General features: G+C 45.5%; 17 protein-coding genes. 8 read left to right on the top strand and 9 right to left on the bottom strand.

Annotated features, from left to right (window positions below; all coding sequences use genetic code 11):
- Positions 1-232: 232 nt before the first annotated feature.
- Complete coding sequence (locus GC130_RS01100) at positions 233-970, top strand: LytTR family DNA-binding domain-containing protein (protein ID WP_151996393.1); 738 nt, start codon at positions 233-235, stop codon at positions 968-970.
- Here GC130_RS01100 and GC130_RS01095 read toward each other — a convergent pair.
- Positions 967-3069, bottom strand: coding sequence for a tetratricopeptide repeat protein (locus tag GC130_RS01095; RefSeq protein WP_193217722.1), 2103 nt, complete (start codon positions 3067-3069; stop codon positions 967-969). The two genes, GC130_RS01100 and GC130_RS01095, sit on opposite strands and share 4 nt — an antisense overlap.
- 658 nt (positions 3070-3727) lie before the next feature.
- Positions 3728-5947 (bottom strand): tetratricopeptide repeat protein, encoded by a 2220-nt coding sequence (locus tag GC130_RS01090; protein ID WP_151996391.1) that lies wholly within the window; start codon positions 5945-5947, stop codon positions 3728-3730.
- A 228-nt stretch (positions 5948-6175) separates the two neighbouring features.
- Between GC130_RS01090 and GC130_RS01085 the strand changes: the two genes are divergently transcribed.
- The 4 genes from GC130_RS01085 to GC130_RS01070 all read left to right on the top strand — a co-directional run bounded on the left by GC130_RS01085 (position 6176) and on the right by GC130_RS01070 (position 13652).
- Positions 6176-9691, top strand: a complete 3516-nt coding sequence (locus GC130_RS01085) for a fibronectin type III domain-containing protein (RefSeq protein ID WP_151996390.1) — start codon at positions 6176-6178, stop codon at positions 9689-9691.
- A gap of 170 nt (positions 9692-9861) precedes the next feature.
- A complete protein-coding gene (locus GC130_RS01080; protein WP_151996389.1) occupies positions 9862-10560 on the top strand; it encodes an ABC transporter ATP-binding protein in 699 nt (232 codons plus the stop codon).
- Entirely contained in the window at positions 10560-13121 is a 2562-nt protein-coding gene (locus GC130_RS01075) for an ABC transporter permease (RefSeq protein ID WP_151996388.1), read from the top strand. The genes GC130_RS01080 and GC130_RS01075 overlap by 1 nt, the downstream gene beginning before the upstream one ends.
- 12 nt (positions 13122-13133) lie before the next feature.
- Entirely contained in the window at positions 13134-13652 is a 519-nt protein-coding gene (locus tag GC130_RS01070) for a nuclear transport factor 2 family protein (RefSeq protein WP_151996387.1), read from the top strand.
- 91 nt (positions 13653-13743) lie between these two features.
- Here the strand turns inward: GC130_RS01070 and GC130_RS01065 are convergent, their stop codons facing one another.
- Positions 13744-15438, bottom strand: coding sequence for an AMP-binding protein (locus tag GC130_RS01065; RefSeq protein WP_151996386.1), 1695 nt, complete (start codon positions 15436-15438; stop codon positions 13744-13746).
- Between the two features lie 649 nt (positions 15439-16087).
- Between GC130_RS01065 and GC130_RS01060 the strand changes: the two genes are divergently transcribed.
- The gene (locus GC130_RS01060; protein WP_151996385.1) at positions 16088-17035 is read left to right on the top strand and encodes a 3-oxoacyl-ACP synthase III family protein; all 948 of its coding nucleotides are present in this window, start codon (positions 16088-16090) and stop codon (positions 17033-17035) included.
- Positions 17036-17433: 398 nt separating this feature from the next.
- On the opposite strand, the gene GC130_RS01055 is transcribed toward GC130_RS01060, so the two are convergent.
- Positions 17434-17982 (bottom strand): NUMOD4 domain-containing protein, encoded by a 549-nt coding sequence (locus GC130_RS01055; protein WP_151996384.1) that lies wholly within the window; start codon positions 17980-17982, stop codon positions 17434-17436.
- A gap of 589 nt (positions 17983-18571) precedes the next feature.
- Here GC130_RS01055 and GC130_RS01050 point away from each other — a divergent pair.
- Positions 18572-20434, top strand: coding sequence for a glycosyltransferase (locus GC130_RS01050; RefSeq protein WP_151996383.1), 1863 nt, complete (start codon positions 18572-18574; stop codon positions 20432-20434).
- A 60-nt stretch (positions 20435-20494) separates the two neighbouring features.
- On the opposite strand, the gene tsf is transcribed toward GC130_RS01050, so the two are convergent.
- The 5 genes from tsf to GC130_RS01025 form a co-directional block, all read right to left on the bottom strand.
- Entirely contained in the window at positions 20495-21325 is an 831-nt protein-coding gene (gene tsf / locus GC130_RS01045) for a translation elongation factor Ts (protein WP_151996382.1), read from the bottom strand.
- A 113-nt stretch (positions 21326-21438) separates the two neighbouring features.
- Positions 21439-22215, bottom strand: a complete 777-nt coding sequence (gene rpsB, locus GC130_RS01040) for a 30S ribosomal protein S2 (RefSeq protein WP_151996381.1) — start codon at positions 22213-22215, stop codon at positions 21439-21441.
- Between the two features lie 30 nt (positions 22216-22245).
- The gene (gene rpsI / locus GC130_RS01035; RefSeq protein WP_151996380.1) at positions 22246-22632 is read right to left on the bottom strand and encodes a 30S ribosomal protein S9; all 387 of its coding nucleotides are present in this window, start codon (positions 22630-22632) and stop codon (positions 22246-22248) included.
- Between the two features lie 10 nt (positions 22633-22642).
- The gene (gene rplM, locus GC130_RS01030; RefSeq protein WP_151996379.1) at positions 22643-23092 is read right to left on the bottom strand and encodes a 50S ribosomal protein L13; all 450 of its coding nucleotides are present in this window, start codon (positions 23090-23092) and stop codon (positions 22643-22645) included.
- 154 nt (positions 23093-23246) lie between these two features.
- The gene (locus GC130_RS01025; RefSeq protein WP_151996378.1) at positions 23247-23957 is read right to left on the bottom strand and encodes an RluA family pseudouridine synthase; all 711 of its coding nucleotides are present in this window, start codon (positions 23955-23957) and stop codon (positions 23247-23249) included.
- A gap of 116 nt (positions 23958-24073) precedes the next feature.
- Between GC130_RS01025 and GC130_RS01020 the strand changes: the two genes are divergently transcribed.
- Positions 24074-25534, top strand: coding sequence for a M14 metallopeptidase family protein (locus tag GC130_RS01020; RefSeq protein WP_151996377.1), 1461 nt, complete (start codon positions 24074-24076; stop codon positions 25532-25534).
- Positions 25535-25668: the final 134 nt, after the last annotated feature.

Genomic DNA, 25668 nt, shown 5'->3' with positions numbered 1-25668 from the left:
ATGCCTTTAAGTTGACGAAGGGCCAAAACACCTTCAGCGTCAAAGCACTTAACGTCGGGGCTCCCCGGAAACAGCATATAAGTACCTGTTTTTAAACCAGTTTGTGCTGAAATTCCGCCGAGAACTTTATGCAATAAGAAAATCTTGGTTAACTTAACCTAACATTTACATTTGCAGCGAAAGCGCAAGTGCTAATGCGGTTTTTTGAATTTAATTGTTAGCCAAACTACCTATGGAAACGGTGAAAGTTCTCATTGTTGAGGACAAGTCTGTGGTGGCAGAGGATCTGAAATTGTGCCTTCAGGACTATGGATATGTAACACTCGGCATTTGCAGCAACGGCCACGATGCCATATTGATGGCCGACGAGCTGTCGCCGGATATTTTATTGATGGACATCAACATCAATGGGCCAATCGATGGAGTGGAAACAGTGCGGCAGATTACTTCCAAAAATACAATGCCGGTTATTTATCTAACAGCCTATAGTGATTCAGTTACTGTGGATCGGGCCAAAGCCACTCACCCAGCGGCCTACCTGGTTAAACCTTTCGATCCCATCGACCTGAAGATAGCCATTGACATCGCCATAGAGAACTTCCAGGAATACCGAAACGGCGAAGAAGTGTCAGGCGTGCCCCACTCTATACCCATCATAAATGACTCTTTTTTTATTAAGCAAGGGGAGTCTTATCACAAAGTACCATTTAGCAACATATTATATGTTGAAGCTGATGGAAGCTATACCAAAATCCACACCACGCAGGGCACTATGACTTTGTCGATGAATATGAAAGGTGTTTTGTCGAACCTTCCGCCTATTTTCTTGAAGGTGCATAGGTCATTCATCGTCAACCTTCACATGGTGGACAAGTTTGACCGGAATAATTTGTATGTGAAAGAAGTCGCAATACCTGTGAGCAATTCTAATAAAGATATTTTGACTGAAAAGTTTTTGAAAATCTCCTAGGCCATTCTGAACTTAATTTCGACTTCGGCACCCCCTCCTGCTCCATTGGAAAATTGCACCGTACCACCCAGCTCAGCAACCAGCATTTTCATGAGGTTAAGCCCAAAGTGAGCCCGACTCCTCACGAACCCCAGATCAAAACCAGGTCCATTGTCTGATATTTTTATCAGCACCTCATTACTCACCCTGGCACCTTCACATTTTACTACAAGCTTTTTTCCAGACTGATAAGCGTGCTTAAAGATATTTGAGAAAATTTCATTGACAATCAACCCAAACGTAACTGCCGTGTCCACATCTAAATCTATCTCGTCACAAGAGTTCACCCGAGTCACCTGAGATTCATCCAAATGATGAACCCTTAACAGATGGTCAAAAATATCCTCAGCATATTGCTTCATCTCAACCGATTCGTGGTTGCCCTGCTGGTAAAGTCGCTGATGCAGCAACGACATTGATTGCACTCTGTTCTGCCCCTCAAAAATTGCCTTTCTGGCATTTACATCCTCAATGCCTCTTTGCTGAAGTCTGAGAAGACTCGAAATTATTTGGAGGTTATTCTTTACCCGATGGTGAATTTCTCCGATAAGAATTTCCCTTTCTCTGGCCCTCTTCTCCAGTCTTTTGTTTTGCTCCCCAATCTGGTTTTTTTGTTCCTCAACACTTGACTTCAGAGACCTTATCCTGCCCAGGCGGTTACTAACAAAAACAAGAAGAATCAAAATCGTCAATAAGCCCCCACTTAGCAGGGTAATCACTTGCCTCTGAAGGCCAAGCACGCTTGCATCAAGGGAGGATATTCTATTCAGTTGATCAATCTCCTTTTGTTTTTCCTCCGTCTCATACTCTATTTGAAGCTTGGCAATTTCTCGGTGAGCAAGGGCATCGTTGATTATCTGGTTGAGTCTGGTCGATTCCTCCATAAAAAAAAGTGCCATTTCAAATTGGCCAGTCCTAGAATGCGCTTGAAACAAAAGCTGGGCGGCATCACGCTTGAGCTTTTTTATCTCCAACTGTGATGCCAGCTCATAGGCGTCGTCCGCCTTTTCGATTGCCATCAGCTGGTTATTAGCATCTAAATAAATTCGTCCCAACTCGATATTCAACCTTATCAGTGACAGACGATGCCCCAGGCTGTCGTTGAGGCTAACTGAAGCTTCTAAATACTCTATGGCTTTGCCGAAGTCTCCACTACTCTTAGCGATTTTGGCAAGCTCAGAGAAAGTATAGTCCAGTTGAATAAAGTATCCATTTTCGAGGTAGATTTCATGCGACTTCAAAAAATAGTCTCTTGCTTCATCCTTATTACCAAAGTCGGCAGCCACCTTTGCCAGCTTTCTGTAGCAGTCGGCCAGGAGCAGAGACTCTCCCAATTCTTTGTAGATGATTTCCGACCTGAGAAAATACTCCCTGGCTTTCTCATTTTCTTTCAAAAGATGGTACAGATTGGCGATTTCAAAAATCTTCGACACAAGTGTCAGCGAAGGTTGACTCTGATCAACCGTTTTTAGCTCATGAAGCCTCTTCTGCAAAAGCCTTCGTTTCACAAAGCCTGCTTCGCCTCCAGGTTCCTGGTCATACCGCTTGTTCGATTGCTCATAAATATTGCGAAAACTAAGATCCAGCTTCATTGCCTCAACAAAATACTTCTCCGATTGCAGGTAATCTCCCCTTGAATCGAAAATCAGACCCATGTTGTTCAAAATACGTGACAGATTAATCGTGTCCTTTGCCTTTCGAAACGCCTGCTCTGATTTATTCAGGAATTCGATTGCCCTGGTGTAATCTGCTATATAGTAGTAAACCAGTCCAATTTTATTGTACGCCTCCCCATACTCAGCTTCCATGTTATTTGCTTCGAAGAGGTTCATGGCTTTGGCATGGTAAAAAAGCGCACTATCATATCTGCCATGGGCCCAGTAGGCAATCGCCTTGTTCTGATAGGCTTTTGCTTCCCCCTTTTCATAAGCCAATTTGAGGCTCAGCTGTAGGGCTTGCTCCGCATAGCTCATTGCCATTTCGAAATTGCTCAGGTGCCTGTAGGCCGAAATAGAATTGTATACCCTCGCTCGCAAAGTATCGTCCAAATCATTTTTCAATATTTTATTGAGACTATCGATTTGTGACAAAAAAGGCTGGCATCTCAGTTCTTGAAGAAAGAAAAAAGAAAAAAAGAACACCGTAAAAGAGACCCGCCTACATGTCATAACCTCGAAAGAGTTTATGGTAATATTTCATTCACAAAAAAATTAAGATAACTCAAGAGAAAAATCTTATCACCTGCAAACATTCCCAAATCGCTATTTCAATTTCAGTATGATTTACAGGGCTTAACTAGCTGTAAATAAAGCAATAAGAGCTCATCTAAGTACTTCAATTTTTTGAGAAAAGCAATTCAAGCAAACCTGATCGCCTGTGGCCACCGTCTTTTTTTACCACTCAAAAACACCAATAAACCAGTATGAAAAGGTCATTTTTTCGATGTCGTCATTTGCTACTCAAAGACGTCGTCTGGCTTTTAGCCATGATGGCAAAGTGCGGCTCTTAATGTTGTTTGTTTCACTAGTCCCAAATTCTTTCGCCATCGCCCAATTCTCGGGGTCGGGGGCAGGAACCGAGTTAGGCAAGTAGAGGATAGCAAATATGTTAGGGGTTTATTAGGAATATCTTTGTCTTTGAAGAGGCGTCAGAAGGCTCTGCGGCCCTTTGAGACTGATCGGTGGCTGTTTCCGTGCCCTCAGAAAAAGGCGACCGCCATTAGTCGATATAAGCTTCGGCTACTCTGATTGTAACAGTCAATCCTTTTGTCGCCCGGCCTGCAAATGTTGCCTCACCGCCCAGTTCAGTGGCAAGCATTTCAACAAGCCTTAGGCCAAAACCAGTTTCATTGAAATCTATCTTTTCAGGCAAACCAGGGCCATTGTCTGTGATCCGGATGGTCAATCCATTTTCTCTTTTTATTTCCGAGTGAAGCCTCAGCACATCCACAAAAGGATAGGCATGTTTGAAAATATTCGAATACACCTCGTTGGCCATCAGCCCTATCGTAACCGCAGTGTCTATTTCGAGGCTGACATTATCAGCTTCAAAGCTGCTTTCCATCTTTTGCTTGTCCAAATTGTAGACTTTTGCCAGATGCTTGCATACGTCCGATACATAGTCGGCGATAATGATTTTACCATACGACCCGTGCTGATAAAGTCGCTGGTGAAGCAGTGACATCGCCTGCACCCTGTTTTGGCCCGCAAAAAGAGCCTCTTTGGCCACAACATTTTTTACTTTCCGCTGCTGTAGCCTCAGCATGCTGGAAACAACCTGCAGGTTGTTTTTTACCCGGTGGTGAATTTCCCCAATTAAAAGCTCACGCTCTCGGCCTCTTTTTTCGAGCTTAAAGTTTTGTGCTTCTATGTGCGCATTCTTCTCCTCAATTCCCGATTTAAGCTCTCTGATTTTGATCAGTCGATTTCTCATCACAACGAAGATGACCGCAAAAGCAGCAAAACCTCCTCCCATAAGCATCAGCAACTGCTTCTGCAAGGCCACAACGTTGCTTTGCAACTGCGACACTTCATTCAGTTGATCAATTGCCTTCTGCTTTTCTTCACTCTCGTACTGTATTTGTAGCTCGGCTATTTCCCGGTGGGTCAGCTCATCCCCAAATTTCTGCTTTAGTGAGGTGCTTTCCTCCAGATAACTCAAGGCGGTGCCCATCAGTCCGATAGCCTTGTAGCACTCATAAAGCTGCCTTGCACTCGTCTCCACCCGGGTAAGTGACCCAATTTCTCTTGCTATTTCATAGCCTGATTGGGCATAAGATAGCGCCTCCTGCTTCCTGCCTTGCTCCAATAGTATCCCTGCCAGGGCTACCTTAGTCTTTGATAAAGCTGCCCTATGACCAACACTGTCGTCGAGGGCAATTAGTCTTTTGTAATGAAGAATGGATTCCTCAATATTGCCCAGCTTATAATTTGTTTCCCCAAGCTGCGCCACAACCGCAGCTAGTCTTATGTAATTTCCCTGACTAAAATAAATTGACTCAGATTGACGAAAAACTTCCAGAGCAGTCCCGAAGTCGGCGAGCTCCACATAACATTCGGCCTGGTCACGCAAGCAATGAGCCAACAACACCTGCTCATCCAGCTCAGCGTAAATCTCGGCGGCTCTTCTGTAATAGCTCAGGGCTGAGTTGTACTCCTTCAAAACAAAGTAAATTTCTGCAGCCTCAACGCAAAGATTAGCAAGCTGCTCGACGCTTCCGCTCTCGCCCACCCGCTCAATTCTCTCCAGCCTTTGTTCCAGAATCGGCCTGTTAATGAACTCATTCTCATGTATCATTCCCTTGCCATAGGTGCGGTTCTGCTGATCACGCAACTGTCTAAAGCTCTGGCTCAGTTGCAGACTTTCTATAATGTATCGGGTGGATGCAGCATAGTCTCCTTTGGCATCATGCACAAGACCCATATTGTTCAATACCCTGGCCAAATTGGCGGTATCGCTTCTCGCTCTGTAATCCTCAATTGACCTGCTCAGGTAGCCAATTGCTTCCTCATATTCGGCCAGATAGAAGTATACAAGACCAATTTTGTTGTAGGCCTCAGCCAGCTCATTCGTCATTCCAACTGAGCGAAACATCTCAATAGATTTCTTGTGATTCTCGAGTGACTGATCATACCTGCCATTGGCCCATGAGGCTAAAGCAATATTTTGATATCCCTTGCTTACGCCATACTCATAACCAATTTCTTTAGCTCTTTGAATGGCCAGGTTGGCATAGCGAACAGCCTCTCTAAAGTTTCTTCCATGGAGCACATTCGAAATTCTATTGAGCGTGTTTACGTAGGCAGTATCTGAAATTTCAAGGGAAAGTACATACTGAAGACTGTCGATCTTTTTTTTAAATGGCTGACTATAGCTAGCCACCCCATGAAGGAGCAGTAGCATCGAAATCAGTAAAATGTTTGCCCTCGGTTTTTTCATTCACAAAAGACTTTAAGCGATTTAGAAAGTAAACGTTGCTGTTCGCAAATATTTCCAATCTGGCACCCTTTTACCACTTAACTTATTGACAATTAGTTCACTTGAGACATGCTGTCAACTTGCTGTCGAAGTACTTTTTATTTTTTGACAAAAACAATCTGGTCTTAGAAAAGGCCTATCAAGCCGGGCTCCGAAGAATCCAGGATCATACCTTAATAAACGATACTGATGAAGCGATACCTACCTTTTTTTTATCCAGGCTTAACCCAAAAATCGCTAGTTGGTGTTAGCGCTTTTGTCAGACTACTTACTGCGCTGGCTTTGTGCCTGCCGCTTCAAACTTCCCTCTCCTATGCGCAATTCTCAGGTTCGGGATCGGGAACAGAAGGCGAGCCATTTCAAATTACTACCGCTACGCATTTGAACGAAATACGAAACAACCTCAGCGCTCACTATATACTCCTCAATGATATCGATCTCACGTTCGACACCAGCGACCCAGCGGGGTTATTCTGGAATGGTGGGCTGGGGTGGGAGCCTGTTGGAGAATATATACTTGACCCATCGAATTATGATCCCTTCATAGGAAAGCTGGATGGCGGAGGCTTCAAAATTTCTGGTTTGAATATTAATAGACCCACTGCTGACTATGTTGGCTTATTTGGCCTGACAGATGGAGCAACGATAATCAACCTGGGAATCTTGGGTGCAGACATCACCGGAAAAAACAATATAGGCACATTAATCGGCTATGCTATAGCAACGACAGTGTCCAACTGTTTTATCACCGGGGAAGTGACAGGGGTGAGCCAGGTAGGTGGTTTTATTGGCTTTGTATTGCAGGTTTCCAACATAAGTCAGTGCTTTACCAACGTTGTGGTAACAGGTACCGGCTCCCAGACAGGAGGCTTTGCTGGCTATATCGACACGGGAACCGTCCTCAACAGCTACGCAACCGGTTCTGTCACCGGTGTGAGTGAGGTAGGCGGGTTTGCTGGAAAAATTTACACATACGATGGGGGCGGCTCCATCGCATCATGCTACTCCTCAAGCGCCGTTTCTGGCAGCTCTGATGTAGGCGGGTTTGCGGGGCGAGACGAAGGAACAGAAACCTCTGCCGCTTATTGGAGCACTGCTACCAGCGGTCAGGCGACGTCGGGTTCTGGCACCGGGCTCAATTCAACCGACATCAGAAAAGAAGCCAGTTTTTCCGGGTGGGATTTCGTAAGCACTTGGGAAATAGTGGAAAACAGCTCTTACCCTTTTCTTCAGAATACCCTTGAGAGCCCAGCGCCAGGCATAACTATCGCAACCTGCGGGGCTGATTTTACCGATTCGGGAGGAATTGGAGGAGACTATCAGAGCTCAGAGAATTATAATCGCACGTTCAAACCTACTACCGCTGGTGCAAAAGTGGCAGTCTCCTTCACCATGCTAAACCTGGAGGCAGATAAAGATAAGCTGGAAGTGTTTGACGGGCCATTTACATCCTCGACACTACTAACCACACTTTCAGGCACCACGGTACCCGACAACATTACAGCAACTTCACCTGGCGGCGAGTTAACCTTTCGGTTTACTTCAGACGCCAGTGCCCAATTCGGGGGCTGGACGGCCAACATCTCATGCGTCGTTGAGGCGACCGCTACTCCAGAAAAGCCAGCACAGCCAACGTTTGGAACGGTAACGGAGAACTCCATCGTAGTGAACTGGGTGGCCCCCGACGCAAATGGTTCGCCCATCACTTCCTATATGTTAGAGCAAAGGACAGCCAATGTGAGCTACAGTTCCGTTTATACAGGGCCAAACCTTACGTTCACTGCCTCCAACCTTCAATTAGGGAAGGAGTACTTTTATAGAGTGACAGCTACTAATGCGGTGGGCATGTCAGAACCAAGCGATGAAACGAGCACTACTACCCTCACTACAGTGCCCGGCCCTGCAACAAATGTGGCAGCCGAAGCACTGAGCCACAGCACAATTAAGGTAACATGGGGGTCGCCAACCCAAAGTGGAGGCCTTGTCCTCACCGGATACAAGCTGATTTACAGAAAAGCCGGCACAAGTACTTTTCAATTTGTGGAATACGGCATTGAACATAGCAGGACATTGACAAACCTGGAAATCAATACTACCTATGAGATTCAGGTAATTTGGCGCAACAGCAAAGGTGAATCAACCTACGGCGAACTAGTTACAGCTACCACGCTCAAGAGATCACAACGTATTACCTTTAATGGCATCCCTAATCAAAAGTACCTCACCGGAAAGCTTGACATTAAAAGTTATGCCAGCAGTGAATCCACCCTTCCCGTCTCTTTCGAAGTCGTATCTGGGCCAGCCACAATAGACAACAATCTAATAGAGTTTACTGGCGCCGGAAAAGTCGTAGTAAAAGCAACACAAGAAGGCAATTCAACCTTTTATGCCGCTCAACCGGTCGAAAGGGAAATACTTGTCCAAAAAGCTAATCAAACGGTTGCGTTTGCCCCAGTATCACCAATTTTTGGCACCGGCCCGGTGCCAATCCAAGCCACCGCCTCTTCTTCTCTTCCGGTCGCAATAAGCCTGCTGTCGGGTGCTGCATTGTTCGACCAAACAACCAATATGCTTACTCCAAATGCCGCCGGAGACATTGTGTTGGTGGGAAAACAACCTGGAAATGATAATTTTAATCGTGCATCCGATGTACAATTCACCGTTAGCGTGTCAAAAGGCACACAAATCATTTCCTTTACTGGAATAAGTGACTTTGCCCCGAATGAAATTATCACTTACAACCCGGCAGGCTTTGAACTAAATGCGACTTCTAACTCCGACACTCCCATCACCTATCAAATCGATAATGGAGAAGGCACTATTGAAGGGAATATCTTTAAACCCTCAACGGTCGACTCATTCACGATCACCGCATCCCAGCCGGAAACAGGCAATTGGAAAGAAGCCGTTTCTCGCTCGGTTACACTCTTCCTTATCAAAGCGCAGCAGGAAGTGGCAGTCGGATCAGTTGGCAGCAAACTCAAAACCGACCAGCCGTTCACCATTTCGGCAACTGCTTCCGCCGGAGGAAATATAACAGCTATCTCAGGTACAGGTCTCACCACCATTGAAGGGCTTACAGTAACTATTAACCCTGCAATGGCTGCCGGAAAGGAAACAATATCGGTAACAGCCCAGGAAACAGACTTGTACCACTCAATGACCACGGACATCGAGTTTTGTATCAGTCCTGCGCCACCGACTATTTCAGTCGGCCAAACCCTGGATGGCAACGTGGCGCTGGTAAGCAACAATGGGGTCGAAAGCCATCAGTGGATACTCGATGGTGAGGTAGTCGGCACAACAGAAGCTGCACAAGGTTTACCTATTAGCCAAACTGGTGTTTATAGCGCCATCGCTTTAGCCAATGGCGGTTGTCCATCAAGTGCAGCTTCCAACGAGTTGGCTGTAACAGAGGCCGTCATTAACGGCTTAACTCATCAGCTGGAGGGGCTTTCTGTCTTCCCCAACCCGGCGTCGGAATCACTGAACATATCCGTCGACAATGGAATGAGCGGAGAGGTGAATATAGCCATCCACTCAATAGACGGAAGGCTGATGTATACAGGCAGTGCAAAGAAAAACTCGAGTGATTTTCATTTCAATATTGACACTTCTGCTCTAAAAAACGGCGTGTATTTTATAAGTATAAACATGGGGCAACGCATTTCAGTCAGAAAGATTGTCAAGAGACAAAAAGGTTAATCCACAACAAAGATTACACTTCGGTGTAGTTGGCTAACACGGGATCGAATAGAGCCGACAGGATTGTCGGCTTTATTTTTTGCCCCACTGGTATAATACACGGAACAACACCCCTCCTTTTCCGTTGTTAAAGCAAATCATCTGTTGAAATTATTTTAGTTTTGGCTATTATGTCATCTATTCTTAAAGTAACCAACCTCTCCAAGTCTTATTCAAGCGCCACAGGCTCACTCACCGTTCTCGATGATGTTTCCTTCGATCTGGCAAAAGGCGAAACATTCTCCATCGTCGGCCCTTCAGGTAGTGGCAAAACAACGCTGCTCGGGCTTTGCGCCGGTCTCGACAGAGCCTCGTCAGGCGGCGTCGAGGTGTGTGGTATCAAACTCGATGCACTTGATGAAGATGACCGGGCAAGGGTACGCAACCAACACGTCGGTTTTATCTTCCAAAACTTTCAACTACTCCCCACGCTCACGGCATTGGAAAATGTGATGGTGCCGCTTGAGTTGAGAGGTGAAAAAGGCGTAGCAGCCAAAAGCATTGAGCTACTCGAAAGAGTTGGGCTCGGCAGCAGGCTTCACCATTACCCTACTCAGCTATCCGGTGGCGAACAGCAGCGGGTGGCGTTGGCCAGAGCCTTCTCCAACGACCCTGAAATCCTCTTTGCCGATGAACCCACTGGCAACCTGGATGAAGAAACCGGAATAAAAGTGGAGGAGCTTCTCTTCCAAATTAACAAGGAGCAAGGCACTACCCTGGTGCTGGTTACCCACAACATGGAACTGGCTAGAAAAACCGGCCGCATCCTCCGGCTGAAAGGGGGAAAAGTAATTGAACTCACCGAATCGGCACTGGCTGCGCAAGCGTAATGGATAGCAAAATCAGCATCAACCGACCTGAGTACAGCAAAAGTTGGCTTTGGAAAATGGCGTGGAGAGACAGCCGAAGAAGCCGCTCCCGGCTTTTTCTTTTCACCTCTTCTATCATCCTTGGCATCACCGCTCTTGTAGCCATTAACTCGTTCAAATCCTCTCTTTTCTCTGCCATCAATGACCAGGCAAAAGGACTATTAGGGGCAGACCTGGTAGTAAGATCGAGCCAGCCATTTACGGAAGACTACCAGCCGCTATTGGATTCTATTGGCACCGAGCGCTCCAGCGAATGCTACTTTGCCTCCATGATCTACTTCCCCAGGAGCCAGGGCACAAGGCTGGTGCAGGTGCGAGCTTTGGAAGGTGACTTTCCGTACTATGGGGCCATCGAAACCGACCCAGTAGAGGCTGCCAGGTCTTTCCGTGGAAAGAAGCAGGCCTTGGTTGACCAAACACTCATGCTACAATTCGGAGTAGAGGTGGGAGACGAAGTAAAAGTGGGCACGGAGTCGTTTGAGATTGTGGGTCGACTTCAGAAAATACCGGGTCAAACGGGCATCACCACGAGCGTTGCTCCGGTGGTGTATATCCCTTACGAATACGTGGAGCAAACCGGCCTCCTGCAAAAGGGCAGCCGCATCAACTACATGGAGTACTTCAGGTTCGACGACGAAGCCTATGTAAAAACCGTTGAGGAAGCGTATGAAAAAAGGTTTGACCAATTAGGTTGGAGATACGACACCGTCGAAGAACAGAAAGAAGACACGGGCCGGGCATTCAAAGACCTGACGGGCTTTCTGAACCTGGTAGCCTTTGTTGCGCTATTACTAGGCTGCATTGGCGTGGCAAGTGCCGTCCACATCTATATCAAAGAAAAAATTACGTCTGTGGCAGTTATTCGATGCCTCGGCGGCACGTCTATCCAGGCCTTCTTTATTTTCCTTATCCAAATTGCATCAATCGGTTTGCTGGGCGGCATCATTGGAAGCGTGCTGGGATCAGTCCTGCAAATGTACCTGCCAGGTGTACTCAAAGACTTCCTTCCAGTCACTGTCGATTTTGCCCTTTCGTGGTCAGCCATTCTGCAGGGCATTGCGCTGGGTTTGTCAATCTCCGTGCTATTTGCGCTTCCTCCGCTTCTTCGCATCCGTAAGGTAGCTCCTTTGCAGGCAATAAGGGCGGGAATTGATGGAGCCGTTCCTGATTCTACTCGTGGCATCTACCCCGTTTATGCGGCAATCCTGGCTTTCATTCTTGGCTTTGCCTGGTGGCAAATTGGCTCTATTCTCGATGCCTTGTCGTTTACAGGAGGTCTGATTGCAGCTTTTCTTTTGCTTGCTGGTGTAGCCAGGCTAATCACATGGTCAGTAAAAAAGTTTTTTCCTATCACCTGGAGTTATGTGTGGCGGCAAGGCCTGGCCAACCTTTTCCGGCCTCAGAACCAAACAATGATCTTGATTATCACAGTTGGCCTTGGCACAGCCCTCATTTCAACGCTTTACCTTGTTCAGCAGTCTCTCATCAGTCAGGTAAGCATCACCGGTGCGGGCGACCGGCCCAACATGGTGCTTTTCGATATACAGTCCGATCAAAAAGATGCCATCAAAGCGATGACCCTTGACTACGATCTCCCGGTAATACAGGACGTGCCAGTGGTGACCATGCGGCTCGAAGAATTAAAAGGCCACACCAAAAAAGAAGCGGAGGCTGACACCACCCTTGGCCTCCCCGACTGGGCTTACAATCGAGAGTATAGAATTACTTATAGAGATTCGCTCATCGACTCAGAAGAGATCATTGCAGGCAAATGGCTTGGCAAAATGGAGAGCCCCAACGACACCATTTTTATTTCCATGAGCGACGGCTATGCCGAAAACCTGGGAGTGAAAGTGGGTGATGAAATGCTGTTCAATGTGCAGGGCGCTCTCATCAAGACCTACGTGGGCAGCCTCAGGCGCATCGATTGGAACAGGGTGCAAACCAATTTCCTGGTTATCTTTCCTGAAGGAGTACTCGAAAAAGCGCCTCAATTTCACGTACTGATAACCAGGGTTGAAAACAACGAGCTTTCGGCCAGGTTTCAGCAGGCAGTGGTAAGGAATTACCCCAACGTTTCCATCATCGATCTTCAGCTGATCCTGTCAACACTCGACGATATTTTGGGAAAGGTGTCCTTCGTTATTCAGTTCATGGCACTCTTGAGCATTTCAACCGGCATTTTGGTCCTCATTGCCTCTGTTGTCATTAGCAAGTTTCAGCGCATACAGGAAGGTGTTCTTCTCCGAACGCTGGGTGCTAGCCGCAGGCAGGTGCTGACAATAGCAGGCCTCGAATACTTGTTTCTGGGAGTTTTCGCCTCGTGCTCTGGCATCTTACTGTCACTAGCCGGATCCTGGGCCCTGTCCTACTTCCTCTTCGAGTCCACTTTCAGCCCTGTGTGGTTGCCTCTTCTTGCAATAATTGGAGGCATTACAGCACTGACAGTAGCCATAGGCGTGACTAACAGCAGGGAAGTAGTGAATAATCCTCCTCTTGAAGTTTTAAGACGTGAAATCTAATTTAACCCAAATATGAATCGTTTTTTGGCCATCGCAGCAATAATCGTGTGTGCAGCCAGTTCGGTAACAGCACAAAAGAAAACCAAGTTTTCGGCCGATCAGAAGGAGGTGCTTTCAGTGGTTTTCAACATGTTTGAAGGCATGAGGAAGGCTGACACCACCGGCTACCACAAAATGTTTACACCCAATGCACAGCTTCATACCGTAATGGACAGAGAGGCTGGAAAAGAAAGTCTCAGGTCAGATGATATGACCAAATTTTTTGAGGCCATGGCTAAACCCAGGGAAGTCATGTACGATGAACCACTTTGGGATATTAGGGTAGAAATAGATGGCAGGCTGGCCCAGGTTTGGACTAAGTACGCCTTCTTCGCTGGCGACAAATTTTCCCATTGTGGAGTCGACGCTTTTCTTCTATTCAAAGACAAAGATGGCAACTGGAAGATTTTCGAGTTAGTGGACACAAGGCACTTTGGTGAGGAGAACTGCAACCTTCCGAAGAAGTTTCTGAGAGCACTTTCAGACCTGTAACATTTATCAAAATCGTTTTTTTTTTGCAAAAAAGAACCCTGCTGAAAGATTCAACAGGGTCCCTGAAATTGATAAGCACAAAACAGAAAAGTTATGTCCAGATGACAGTATTCTCTGTTGCGTACCAAGTTTGCAAATTTTCTTCGTATTTCCCTTCTAAAACATTTCTTTTTATGCTCATTTTGGGCGTCAATATGCCATTTTCCATCGTCCAGGGCTCCTTCATCACAATCACCTTCCTCACTCTTTCGTAGTCTACCAAGTCTTTGTTCACCATGTTCATGGTATCCGCAAGCGATTTTTCTATTTCAGCTCTATTCTTTTTAAGTGCCTTGTCTGAAATCACCACCAATGCCACTGGCTGCGGGAGCCCCCTGCCCAAAACACATATTTGTTCTATGAACCCATTGAGCGAGTAACCCCATTCAATAGGCCCCGGCACTATGTATTCGCCTTTGGCTGTTTTAAAAGTGTCTTTTACCCGTCCTGTAATTTTCAGGAAACCATCACTGTCAATCTCTCCCATATCACCTGTATGCAGCCAACCATTTTTGAGCACCGAAGCCGTCATTGCGGGTTCTTTATAGTATCCCTGCATCAACCATGGAGCCTTCATAAGAATCTCACCAGTTTCAGCCTCTATTTTGAGTTCAGAACCACGATAAGGCAGGCCAACAGTACCCATTTTAACATTGTCAGGGTGCATCAGCGTGCAGGCACCAACGTTTTCCGTCATACCGTACAGCTCAAGCAACTGAATGTCCAGCGCATTGTACCACTTGTGGAGTGACGGTGGACAGGGAGCGGCGGCAGTAAGGCAATACTCTGCCTCATTGAGACCAAGGCCCGTCCGAATTTTCTTTTTCACAATTCCTGAAATAATTGGCAGCTTCAATAGAAAATCCAGCCTCGACTGTGGCATTTTTTCCCAAACGCCCATTTGAAATTTGGTCCAGATACGAGGCACGGCAAAAAACATGGTAGGCTGTGCATTTGAAAGGTTCTGCATGAACGTATCCAACGATTCAGCAAATGAAATAACTCCGCCACAATGGAGGGCACCCAACTCAATAATCATTCGCTCTGCCACATGGCACAATGGAAGGTAGGAGAAATAACGATGACGCTTATCTCCAAAATTTATCACATACTTTGCGGCAGCGGCAGTGAACTTCAGTTGCTTGTGGTTATACATGACACCTTTCGGCGAACCGGTCGTTCCCGATGTGTAAATAATGGTGCACAAATCCAGCTCATCCGGAATATTGCTTTCTGTCAAAGGATCATTCATTGCGATAATGTCCTGCCACTTGTCGTAGTCGTCTACATGGCTTTCAGGTAAAGTCAGGCAAGGCAGTGTTTCAGGAATACCCTTCTTCATACTGTCCCACTCATCTACTTTTCCAACAAAAAGCAGCTTCACTTCGCTGTGTTCCAGCACCTGGTTCAGCTGCTCGCCTACCAGATTTGGGTATAGGGGAACTGAGATATAACCGCCCATCATGATCGCCAGGTCGGCAATAATCCAGTGGGAGCAGTTCTTGGAAATCAACCCAACATGGTCTCCCTTTACAAGGCCCTGGCTCTTTAAATAAGAAGTCATTCTGCGGGCTTCGGCCCCCACTTGTTTCCAGGTGTATTCGATCCATTGATCCCCATTGGGTTGTCGTAAAAAAACACGATCAGGTGTCTCTTTTTCCCAATGAAAAAACCATTCTACGAGTGATCTTGGATCATACTTAGACCTGATGTTTTCAGGAATTTCAATTGCTTCAGTCGAGATCATACGGATGTTGTTTCCTGAATTTATGAAAATTGATCTAAAACTTGGAGAATTTTCCATGAAAGTAAGTCCCAAGTAATTTCCCGGCTGCGGATTCACAGGCTATAGCCGGTTTGCTGGTCAGCTAAAACTACAAGTTTAACAACAAAGCTGTACACTCCTGAAAGAAAAGTGTTGCAAAAACGGACACAGACAGTTCGCTACAAATATTCAAATAACTGATTACCAAGTATTTGCAATTTTTGGCATAGCAATTGGCTAACATGTTACAGGTCAACAACTCAAAATAATCAGGACATCAAATTTTAAATGAAATGTTACGGCAAATGTTACTCAGTAAAAATGTGTGGGCTAGTCTGGCAATTATGCTTGGCCTAACAATACTGTGGGAGGCTAGCCAGGGTCAACCATCAGCTAATGCCAAGCACAACTTAACCCATCAGGTTGCCAAAAGATAATGACGAAATGGCGGTCGTTAAAGCGACCTAAAAAAGAAAAACTCAAAAATAAATTCTGACTAAGGACTAATCAATCTCTAAACAACCGGGCAGACTACTGTCCGGTTTGTTTTTTGTAGCCAAACATAAAAAATAACAAGGTTAATAGACCCGAAAGTGTTTATTTTGAGGCAAAATCCTAGCACACAGGATACATGTACATTAGAGATATCTCACATTATATTCCCAGCCAGCGAGTTACGAATCAATACTTCGCCGATCTAAACGGCCTTACAAACGAGTGGATCGTAGAAAGAACTGGCATTTCTGAAAGGCGAAAGGCCGGTGTGGAAGAAAACACGGCAACAATGGCTCTTGAGGCCGTCAAAGCGCTCGAAAAACAAATAGATTTTCCTCTTCAGCAAGTCGATCTGATCGTAGGCGCTTCTTACACTCCTTACGACACCATCGTTACACTTGCCCACAAGACACAGCATTACCTCAATGCAACGAATGCAGCAGTGGTCTACATTTCATCTGCCTGCTCTTCGTTCCTCAACGCCATGGAGATTGTGGAGGGTTATATGGCAATGGGAAAGTCAAAAAATGCGCTTGTTGTCCTTTCCGAGCATAACACGGCCTACCACAACGAACATGACCACAAAGCCGGCCATCTTTGGGGTGATGGTGCCAGTGCCTTGCTGGTGACCAAAGACAAGCCAACTACTCCAAGTTTGGCTGTGAAAGAAATTTTCACCAGAGGTGCCGCCCATGTGGGAAGGGGCCTGGAGGGAGTTACTTTGAGACCCCTCCACGGTGGTATTGAAATGCCCTATGGAAAAGATGTGTTTCTAAACGCCTGTTCTTATATGGCATCGGCCACCAGAGACATCATTGAAAGGAATAACTACACACTTGATGATCTTTCTTACCTGATACCTCACCAGGCCAACCACAGGATAACAAAGAATGTGGCGGAAAACCTGAAGCTATCACCTGAGAAAGCTATTTCAAACGTACAGTACCTTGGCAACACCGGGTGCGCAGGTGCTGCAATTGGCATATCCGAGCACTGGCAGGAGTTCAAAAACGAAGACAAAATAGTGGTAACCGTTTTTGGTGGTGGCTATAGCTACGGAGCCATGCTTCTCGTGAAAGAGTAGTGGTACGTAAAACCATTTTTAATGGTTGCACTGTACATCACCGGCCTATGCCTGTATCATTTTCGGACAGTCCGCCAGGATAACATACATGACCTATCACACAAATAACTGTTTTTCAGCTACTTACAAAAGTTGGCACGTCGTTTGGCTATTAACAGGTGTCTGCAATCAGGCAGGCAAAAAGGTCAAGAACTCAAAATAGAAAATAACAATACGCAAAGTGGATACTGAACGACAACAACGGAAAAATCTACTCTGCCACGAATCTCAAGGTTAAAATATACTCCTGCGTCTCGGGATTTTAAGCAGTTACTTAACACCCGCATACTGGCAAAAGGATATAGTTTTTAGTTTACGGTTGGTTGATGGAAAAGGGAGGGCACAAGCCCTTCTTTTTTTTATTCTACTGCCTCAAGCATTTCCTCCTCCACTTCCACTTCGCTGTCAACATAAACCTCGTCTTTTCTTGGACGTCCTTTAAATGTGGTGTCCGGCTTAAATCCATTTTTGTAGCGTCGCTTCCTGATCTTCCAAACCTTGTAGTTGTCTTTGTTTCCGTTCTCAAACTGGAAAGCCATGTGTTCAGAAGAACTTACCCACTCCAGGTTGGTCGAGTCGTTGTTGCGGGGATTATTGTCAAGATGAATAATCATATTGTATTCATCCGGAAGAACATTGATACAATAAGCTTTTGCAACTTCCTTGTGCGGATAAACAGTTCTCCTTTTCCCGTCATCATTGAGAAGGTCCAGGAAAAAGCACTTACACGATTTATTCCATCGTTGCTTCATCACCTTGCCTTTCACCTTCATCATCGTTTGGCTTCCCCTGTGAAAAGTCTCACGGTCTTTGCTTCTGATACGACCCCTGTTGGATACTTCGTAGTTCGAAAATTCATCAATGGGCTTCCACACCTCTTCTATACGTTCAATTCTTTGAATGCTCATAGCGTGTGTTAGTAAAATCTTAAACTAATGTTGTCTATTTTATAAATACTTCAATAACGACGGTCAATTACCCCCGTTTGAAGAGAATATTTCAAATATAGCATTTTGTTGGTAGGAGAAAATCAAAATGGGGAGAGGGCAAAAAAATATTTTTGCTGTCAACAAAAATTAATACGTACATAGATGTTATATAAAATAACAGGCCATGATAAAAAATACTATATGGAGGACAAAGAAAATATATTCATAAAAGATTACATAAAAACTTCCACATATCGGCTCTATATAAAAATATAAAATTTATAGCGCAAACGATTGCAAAATTTGTTGATCGGGCAGACATGGTGGCAACACCGGTCAAAACCATACGAGCCAGTCGGTGCTGAACGCAAAACTCAGCCCCAAGTGAAAAACCCCTTTCATATCAGCACTATTTAAAATAGTGCCTAATGAAGAAATATGGAAACAATTTTTCCTATTGATGATTTTACCACTCAATACTGGCTCAGTAATTTCTTCCTTAAAAAAATAGTTATAATTTACCTAGCGCATTGGAGACCCTACATATATACCTACTAAGCACCCTACTATGAGCACGACCAAAGGCCAGGAAGCAAAAGCTGTAAAAGCATTAAAGAGAATTGGCAAAAAGGAAATGAAAGACACCCTTCTTGTGGAGATAGCCTGGGAGGTCCTTAATCAGGTGGGTGGAATCTATACAGTAATACGCTCCAAGGTACCGGCCACCATGCCCAAATGGGGAGACAACTACTGCCTGCTGGGGCCGTACTTTAAGCACCAGGTATCAGCTGAATTTGACCCAATTGACGATTTCTCTGACCCTTTTGGTAAGGCCGTTCTTAAAATGCGGGAAAAGGGATTTGAAGTACACTATGGCCATTGGCTTGTGACAGGGCGCCCAAAAGCTGTTCTATTTAACCTCGGCAGCATTTGGAACAAGCTTGGTGAAATCAAATACTTACTGTGGGAACACCATGGGATCACCACGCCTGCCGAGGATCACCTGATTGACCAGGTGGTTGCCTTTGGAGAGTGTGTTAAAATCTTCCTGGAAGAACTGTCGCTGGGTGCCGCCAAAAAGAAAAAGATCATAGCGCACTTTCACGAATGGATGGCTGCGTCATGCATTCCGGACATCAGAAGGCAGAAGATGCCAATATCAACGGTGTTTACAACTCACGCCACCTTACTGGGCCGCTACCTTGCCATGAACAGTGCCGACTTCTACCAGCACCTCCCATTCATGGACTGGTCCAAAGAGGCAACCAATTTCAACGTAGAGGCCATCGCCAACCTGGAAAGAGCAGCGGCTCACGGAGCTCAGGTGTTCACCACAGTTTCTGACGTTACAGCGCAGGAGTGCAAGTACCTGCTTGGCAGAACGCCCGATGTAATCCTGCCCAACGGCATTAACAATCAACGGTTTGAGGCACTGCATGAATTCCAGAACCTTCACCGGGAGTACAAGGAAAAAATACACCAGTTTGCTATGGCTCACTTCTTCAAGAGCTACACTTTCGACCTGGACAATACACTGTATTTCTTTACCTCGGGCAGGTATGAATACAAAAACAAAGGGTTTGATCTGGCCCTTGAGGCGCTGGCTCGCCTCAACTGGAGGCTGAAAAATGAAGGCAGCGAAATGACCGTCGTCATGTTTTTCATCACAAAGCAGCCATTCCACAGCATCAATCCGGATATTCTGCACAGCCGGGCTGTGCTCGAAGAGTTGCGCCAAACAACAGACGCTATCAAAAAACAGGTAGGCGAAAGATTGTTCTACTCGGCCGCCTCCAGCAGCGACCACCGTTTACCCATGCTCAACGACTTTGTTGATGACTATTGGAGATTGCGCTACAGAAGACTTTTGCAAAGCTGGAAGACGGATCAATTACCGCCGGTGGTCACTCACAACCTGGTAGACGATGGTGGCGACGATATCCTTAACTTTCTTAGAACATCCAGCCTTCTCAACCATGAGGATGACAGAGTGAAAATTGTGTATCACCCCGACTTTGTAAACTCCACCAACCCGCTGTTTGGCATGGAGTATGGCCAGTTTGTACGAGGTTGTCACATGGGCGTTTTCCCAAGCTACTACGAGCCCTGGGGCTACACTCCGCTTGAATGTATTGCCAGCGGGGTACCTGCCATCACAAGCGACCTGGCTGGGTTTGGCGACTACGTATTGCATAACATGAAAGACCATGCCAGCAACGGGATTTATGTGGTAAACCGGCAGAAAAGAAACTTCAATCAGTCGGCCGACCAGCTTGCTTACCAAATGTACAAGTTTATCAATATGAACCGGAGGGAAAGAATCACCTTGCGAAACAAGGTAGAGAGCACGTCGGTGTATTTCGACTGGACTACCCTAACGAAGTATTATGATCAAGCCTATCAGTTGGCGCTTGACAGGTTGAAGGCTTGACAATAAAAAAGCGTCCTCAAATGAGGGCGCTTTTGCTATCTATTAATGATAATATAAAATTTAACCGATTGAAATTCTCTTAAACGAAGTGACAGTCAATCCCTTTTGAACGCTATCAAGGTATTGAGCGATCGTTTTGGAGTTGTCTTTTACAAAAGCCTGGCTAAGCAATGTGCTTTCTTTGAAGAACTTGTTGAGCTTGCCAAGAGCAATTTTCTCTACCATTTCATCTGGCTTACCCTCCTGACGAGCGATGTCTTTTCCAATCTCGATTTCCTTCTCAATAACGGCTTTGTCAACGCTGTTTTGATCCACTGCAATTGGGTTCATGGCTGCAATCTGCATACCCACGTCACGACCAGCGTCAATCACGTCGGCGCTGTTTCCGCCTTTTAGGGCTACCAAAACGCCAAGTTTGCTGCCTGCGTGGATATAAGAAACTACTGTTTCGGCTTCCATCACTTCGTAAGCAGAAATTTCAAGCTTCTCACCAATCTTACCAACAAGCTCTATGATCTTCTCGTCGACTGTAAGATCGCCAGCCTTAAGTGCCTTCAAATCTTCTACCGAAGCTGGAGACTTAGCAAATGCAAGGTCGATTATCGTATTCCCAAGCTTAACGAACTCTTCGTTTTTAGCAACAAAATCTGTTTCGCAAGTGAGGGAGATGAGAACTGCTTTTGTATTGCTGTCGTTAGTGCGCACAAAAACGGATCCTTCTGTAGTTTCACGATCAGAGCGGGAAGCAGAAACCTTCTGTCCCTTTTTCCGCAAAATCTCTATTGCTTTTTCGAAGTCACCGTCCGATTCTGTAAGTGCTTTCTTACAATCCATCATGCCGGCGCCAGTCATTTGCCGTAACTTGTTTACGTCTTGTGCAGTGATTGCCATTGTTATTTATCCTTTAATGTTTTTTGAAATGCTTTAAACAAAAATTGAACACCGAAGGATCTCCGATGTTCAATTTTTAAAATCTATCCGTTTCCGGATACACTATTTATAAATTAATCTTTTGATTCTTCTACTGCCTCTACTTCATCTACCCGACGCTTCTCATCTTCGTCTTCTTTAGACTTTGCATCGTCTTTTTCTCTCTTGCGCTCGTTGAGACCTTCCTCAATTACTTCAGAGATGTAAGATAAAATTAGTTTCACAGACTTGTAAGCATCATCGTTGCCTGGGATAGGGAAATCAACCTCGTTAGGGTTTGAGTTAGTATCCACAATAGCAAACACAGGAATGTTCAGCTTTTGAGCTTCTTTCACTGCTATGTGCTCACGCTTGATATCCACGATGAAAAGAGCTGCAGGAAGACGAGTAAGGTCAGCGATACCGCCAAGCACTCTTTCCAGTTTCTCCTTTTCACGAGTCACCATCAAACGCTCTCTCTTGGCAAGGCCGGTGAAGCTTTCTTCCTTCATCAACTTGTCAATACCCTGCATTTTCTTCAATGACTTGCGGATAGTAGCAAAGTTTGTAAGCATACCGCCCAACCAGCGCTCAGTAGCATAAGGCATCTTCAGCCTTCTTGCTTCATCAGCCACCAGGTCTTTGGCCTGCTTCTTCGTAGCCACGAACATCACCTTACGGCCTGAACGTACTACTTGCTTGAGTGCTTTAGACGCTTCTTCGAGGCACACAAGCGTTTTGTTAAGATCGATAATATGGATTCCATTCTTCTCCATGAAAATATATGGAGCCATTTGGGGATCCCACTTTCTCGTTAAGTGTCCGAAATGAACACCAGCGTCTAGTAAGTCCTTGTATTCTAGATTAGCCATTAATTATATATAAAGTATATGAAATACTGATTAACGCTTACTGAACTGGAATCTTCTACGAGCCTTAGCACGACCGTATTTCTTACGTTCAACCATACGAGGGTCTCTGGTAAGAAAGCCTTCCTTCTTCAATGCCGGACGGAACTCCTCGCTGATTTCGCAAAGTGCCCTGGAAATTGCCAAACGAATCGCTTCTGCCTGACCTTTGATTCCACCACCGTCAACATTGATTTTGATATCATACTTGCCCGACTCGCTGGTAAGTTCAAGAGGCTGCTGAACAATCAGACGAAGAATTTCTGAAGGGAAGTATTCTTCAAGGCTTCTTTCGTTTACGTTGAAAGTACCTTTTCCGCTCTGAAGATATAGTCTCGCTACGGAGGTCTTTCTTCTGCCTATGGTATTGATTACGTCCATTAACTAAATACTAATATGTTACCTTGATTTCTTTTGGTTGTTGTGCAGCATGAGGGTGCTCAGTGCCTGCATAAACATAAAGGTTACGGAATTGCTCTCTGCCCAAGCTATTCTTTGGAAGCATTCCTCTTACCGCCATCTCCACAAGTCTTCTTGGGTCTTTTTCCAACACCATTCTAGGTGAAGCAAAACGCTGACCACCCGGATAACCTGTGTGACGGATGTATGTTTTGTTGTTCATTTTCTTACCAGTAAGGCGAACCTTCTCGGCATTCAAAATGATCACGTTATCTCCACAGTCCGCATTCGGAGTGTAGCTAGCTTTTGTCTTTCCACGAAGAACATTAGCCACCCGGCTTGAAAAACGACCAAGAATCTGATCAGCAGCGTCAATCACTACCCAGTTCTTCTCAATTTTCGCCTTGCTTAGAGACTGTGTTTTGTAGCTTATCGTATCCATTTATCGAAACAGCTTTAATTTCTTTATTGTGTACAGAATATACCTTGCCCTCAAAAAGGGACACAAAGATAGAAGTATAAAAATTGAATTACAATAATGCCCTGAAAATATTTAAGTTAGCTCCGGCCGCTTGCCAAAATCAACTTCTCAGGGGTCAGCTATTCTTCTCCAACTGCTTGATCAGCACCTCAAAGTCCTTTGGGTATGGTGCCACAGCTCCCACTTTTTTTCCATCCAGGTCTTTGAAGACCAATTCATGAGCGTGCAACGCATAACGCTTGATCAAGGGTTGCTCTTCTTCGAACTTCCCAATATTAAACTTGCGTTTAAGGCTGGACAAGTAAAGCCACTTGCCACCGTATAGCTCATCGCAGGCAATAGGCGCTCCGGCATAAGCACAATGCACTCTTACCTGATGCATCCGACCCGTCAGTGGCTTGCAGCTTAACAAGGTGTGGTTGGAAAACGCTTTTATAGAATTCAATATCGTCTCTGATGCCTTTCCTTTTCGACTGGGCTTCACCTCACCTTTTCCGGTGGTAAGCAAAGGAACAGCCACTTTGTGGTCTTCAAACTTGTGGATGCCATCCGTCAGCGCATGATATATTTTATACACTTTCCTTTTTTCAAACTGGATGGCCAGGCTTCTATAAGCCTCGGGGTTTTTAGCGATAGCGATTACTCCCGATGTGTTTTTGTCGAGCCGGTGCGCTACCTGAGCATCAGTCACGTAGCCTCTTGCCAAATCGAGTACATTGCGTTCGCTCTGCCTGTCCATGAGGGTAGAAAGAAAAGGAGGCTTGTTTACCAGCAGGTAGTTCTCATTTTCAAACAAAATCCAGTCTTCAAATTTCTCTTTCTTCATGAACCAAAACTAATTCCGGCCACAAAGCTATCACACAAAGAGCAAAAAGCCTCCAATGGTTGAATTAAGGTTGCCAATAGATGATATTTATCCTTCTTTGTTGAAAAGAACCCAATATGAAAAGATCAACCTTCCTGTTTCTTACCGCATTGCTATGCCAGCAGGCTTTCGGCCAACAGAATGAATTTCTGGCAAAAGTGAAAACAGCCTATGACGACTTCGCTGAGAAAAGCATCTCAGTAAGGCGGTTCAAACACGGCGACGTGGAGCCACTTCTTTTGAACCTTAAGACAAAACAAGGCTTCTCTGTTACCAAAGCAGGTGAGAGCATAGAGGGCCGGAGCATCTATTTGGCGAAAGCCGGTACGGGCCCTGTAAAAGTTTTGCTTTGGTCACAAATGCACGGGGACGAAACAACCGCTACGAGGGTGCTGCTCGACCTTTTCAACTTCCTTTCTGACAAAAGCACATTTGCTAAAGAAAAGGAGGCCTTATTAAAAGGCGTCACTTTGTACTTCATTCCCATGCTCAATCCTGATGGGGCGGAGCAGTTTCAAAGAAGAAATGCCCTGGGTATTGACATCAACAGAGATGCTGTAAGGCTACAGTCGCCGGAAGCAAGGTTATTAAAGCATGTCAGAGACAGCCTGAATCCTGATTTCGGCTTCAACCTACACGACCAGAATTCGGCAACCAGTGCTGGCAGCACCGGAAAGCCAGCGTCTCTGTCTTTTTTGGCACCCGCCTATAACGAAGCAAAAGACATTAATGAATCAAGAAAGGCCGCCCTGCAAGTCGTGGTCAAACTTAACAACCTGGTGCAAAACTACATGCCCGGCCACACCGCCAGGTACGACGACACCTTTGAGCCGAGGGCGTTTGGTGACAACATTCAGAAGTGGGGAACCAGCACAATACTAATCGAATGCGGTGCCTACGCTGACGACCCTGAAAAGCAAGTAATCAGAAAGGTGCATTTTCTTGCTCTGTTGGGCACTCTGCAAAGCATAGCCGACGGCAGTTACAAAAAGCTTGATAGCAACGACTATTTCAAAATACCTGAAAACGGCCGGTACTACGTAGACCTGCTGGTTAAAAATGGGCAGCTAGCGCTTGAAAACAGCTGGTACACTATGGACTTGGCAATAAGACTCAGGGAGAACACCCGTGAAGACCTTAGAACCTATGACGTGGCGGGTTATATTGAAGACTTTGGCGACATGTCGGTCTATTTTGGCTACGACGAAATTGATGCGACCGGAATGACGATCGTGCCAGGGAAAGTTTACCCGGACATTTTCGAAACAATAGAGGCCATTCCAGCAGACAACATCGACAACTGGCTACAGGAAGGGTACACTTATGTGAAGGTGAGAAAGCTGGTTGGGAGATATGTTGACTTGCCGATCAACATTATCGGCGCTTACCAAACACCTGATGAAAGCATCTCATTCGGTGATCCTGCCACATTTATCATCACCAAAGATGGAAGGGTTATGTTCACTGTAGTGAATGGGATGGTTTATAACCCTGCTGCCAACGACAAAGGAATAAAAAACGGAATAGTAGTAAGGTAGCACATGCAGTGTCGAGCTTCTACGTAATTAATGGATGGCGGCGCAGTCTCAACCACTACATTAAACTATTTCAATTTTTTCACAAAAAATTTGAGAATTTCATAAAATTACACAACCCGCACTAATCTCCTCTC

The sequence above is a fragment of the Imperialibacter sp. EC-SDR9 genome (assembly GCF_902498805.1).
Lineage (GTDB): Bacteria > Bacteroidota > Bacteroidia > Cytophagales > Cyclobacteriaceae > Imperialibacter.
The sequence above is the reverse complement of the archived record's forward strand: the minus strand, read 5'-3'. Positions and strand labels throughout refer to the sequence as shown.

Excerpts from the sequence above, each read along its gene's own strand:
- GC130_RS01090 (WP_151996391.1), bottom strand. The coding sequence starts at position 5,947 with ATGAAAAAACCGAGGGCAAACATTTTACTGATTTCGATGCTACTGCTC.
- GC130_RS01100 (WP_151996393.1), top strand. The coding sequence starts at position 233 with ATGGAAACGGTGAAAGTTCTCATTGTTGAGGACAAGTCTGTGGTGGCA.
- GC130_RS01060 (WP_151996385.1), top strand. The coding sequence starts at position 16,088 with ATGTACATTAGAGATATCTCACATTATATTCCCAGCCAGCGAGTTACG.
- GC130_RS01080 (WP_151996389.1), top strand. The coding sequence starts at position 9,862 with ATGTCATCTATTCTTAAAGTAACCAACCTCTCCAAGTCTTATTCAAGC.
- GC130_RS01020 (WP_151996377.1), top strand. The coding sequence starts at position 24,074 with ATGAAAAGATCAACCTTCCTGTTTCTTACCGCATTGCTATGCCAGCAG.
- rpsB (WP_151996381.1), bottom strand. The coding sequence starts at position 22,215 with ATGGCTAATCTAGAATACAAGGACTTACTAGACGCTGGTGTTCATTTC.
- GC130_RS01085 (WP_151996390.1), top strand. The coding sequence starts at position 6,176 with ATGAAGCGATACCTACCTTTTTTTTATCCAGGCTTAACCCAAAAATCG.
- tsf (WP_151996382.1), bottom strand. The coding sequence starts at position 21,325 with ATGGCAATCACTGCACAAGACGTAAACAAGTTACGGCAAATGACTGGC.
- GC130_RS01070 (WP_151996387.1), top strand. The coding sequence starts at position 13,134 with ATGAATCGTTTTTTGGCCATCGCAGCAATAATCGTGTGTGCAGCCAGT.
- GC130_RS01025 (WP_151996378.1), bottom strand. The coding sequence starts at position 23,957 with ATGAAGAAAGAGAAATTTGAAGACTGGATTTTGTTTGAAAATGAGAAC.
- GC130_RS01055 (WP_151996384.1), bottom strand. The coding sequence starts at position 17,982 with ATGAGCATTCAAAGAATTGAACGTATAGAAGAGGTGTGGAAGCCCATT.
- GC130_RS01075 (WP_151996388.1), top strand. The coding sequence starts at position 10,560 with ATGGATAGCAAAATCAGCATCAACCGACCTGAGTACAGCAAAAGTTGG.
- GC130_RS01050 (WP_151996383.1), top strand. The coding sequence starts at position 18,572 with ATGAGCACGACCAAAGGCCAGGAAGCAAAAGCTGTAAAAGCATTAAAG.
- GC130_RS01065 (WP_151996386.1), bottom strand. The coding sequence starts at position 15,438 with ATGATCTCGACTGAAGCAATTGAAATTCCTGAAAACATCAGGTCTAAG.
- rplM (WP_151996379.1), bottom strand. The coding sequence starts at position 23,092 with ATGGATACGATAAGCTACAAAACACAGTCTCTAAGCAAGGCGAAAATT.
- rpsI (WP_151996380.1), bottom strand. The coding sequence starts at position 22,632 with ATGGACGTAATCAATACCATAGGCAGAAGAAAGACCTCCGTAGCGAGA.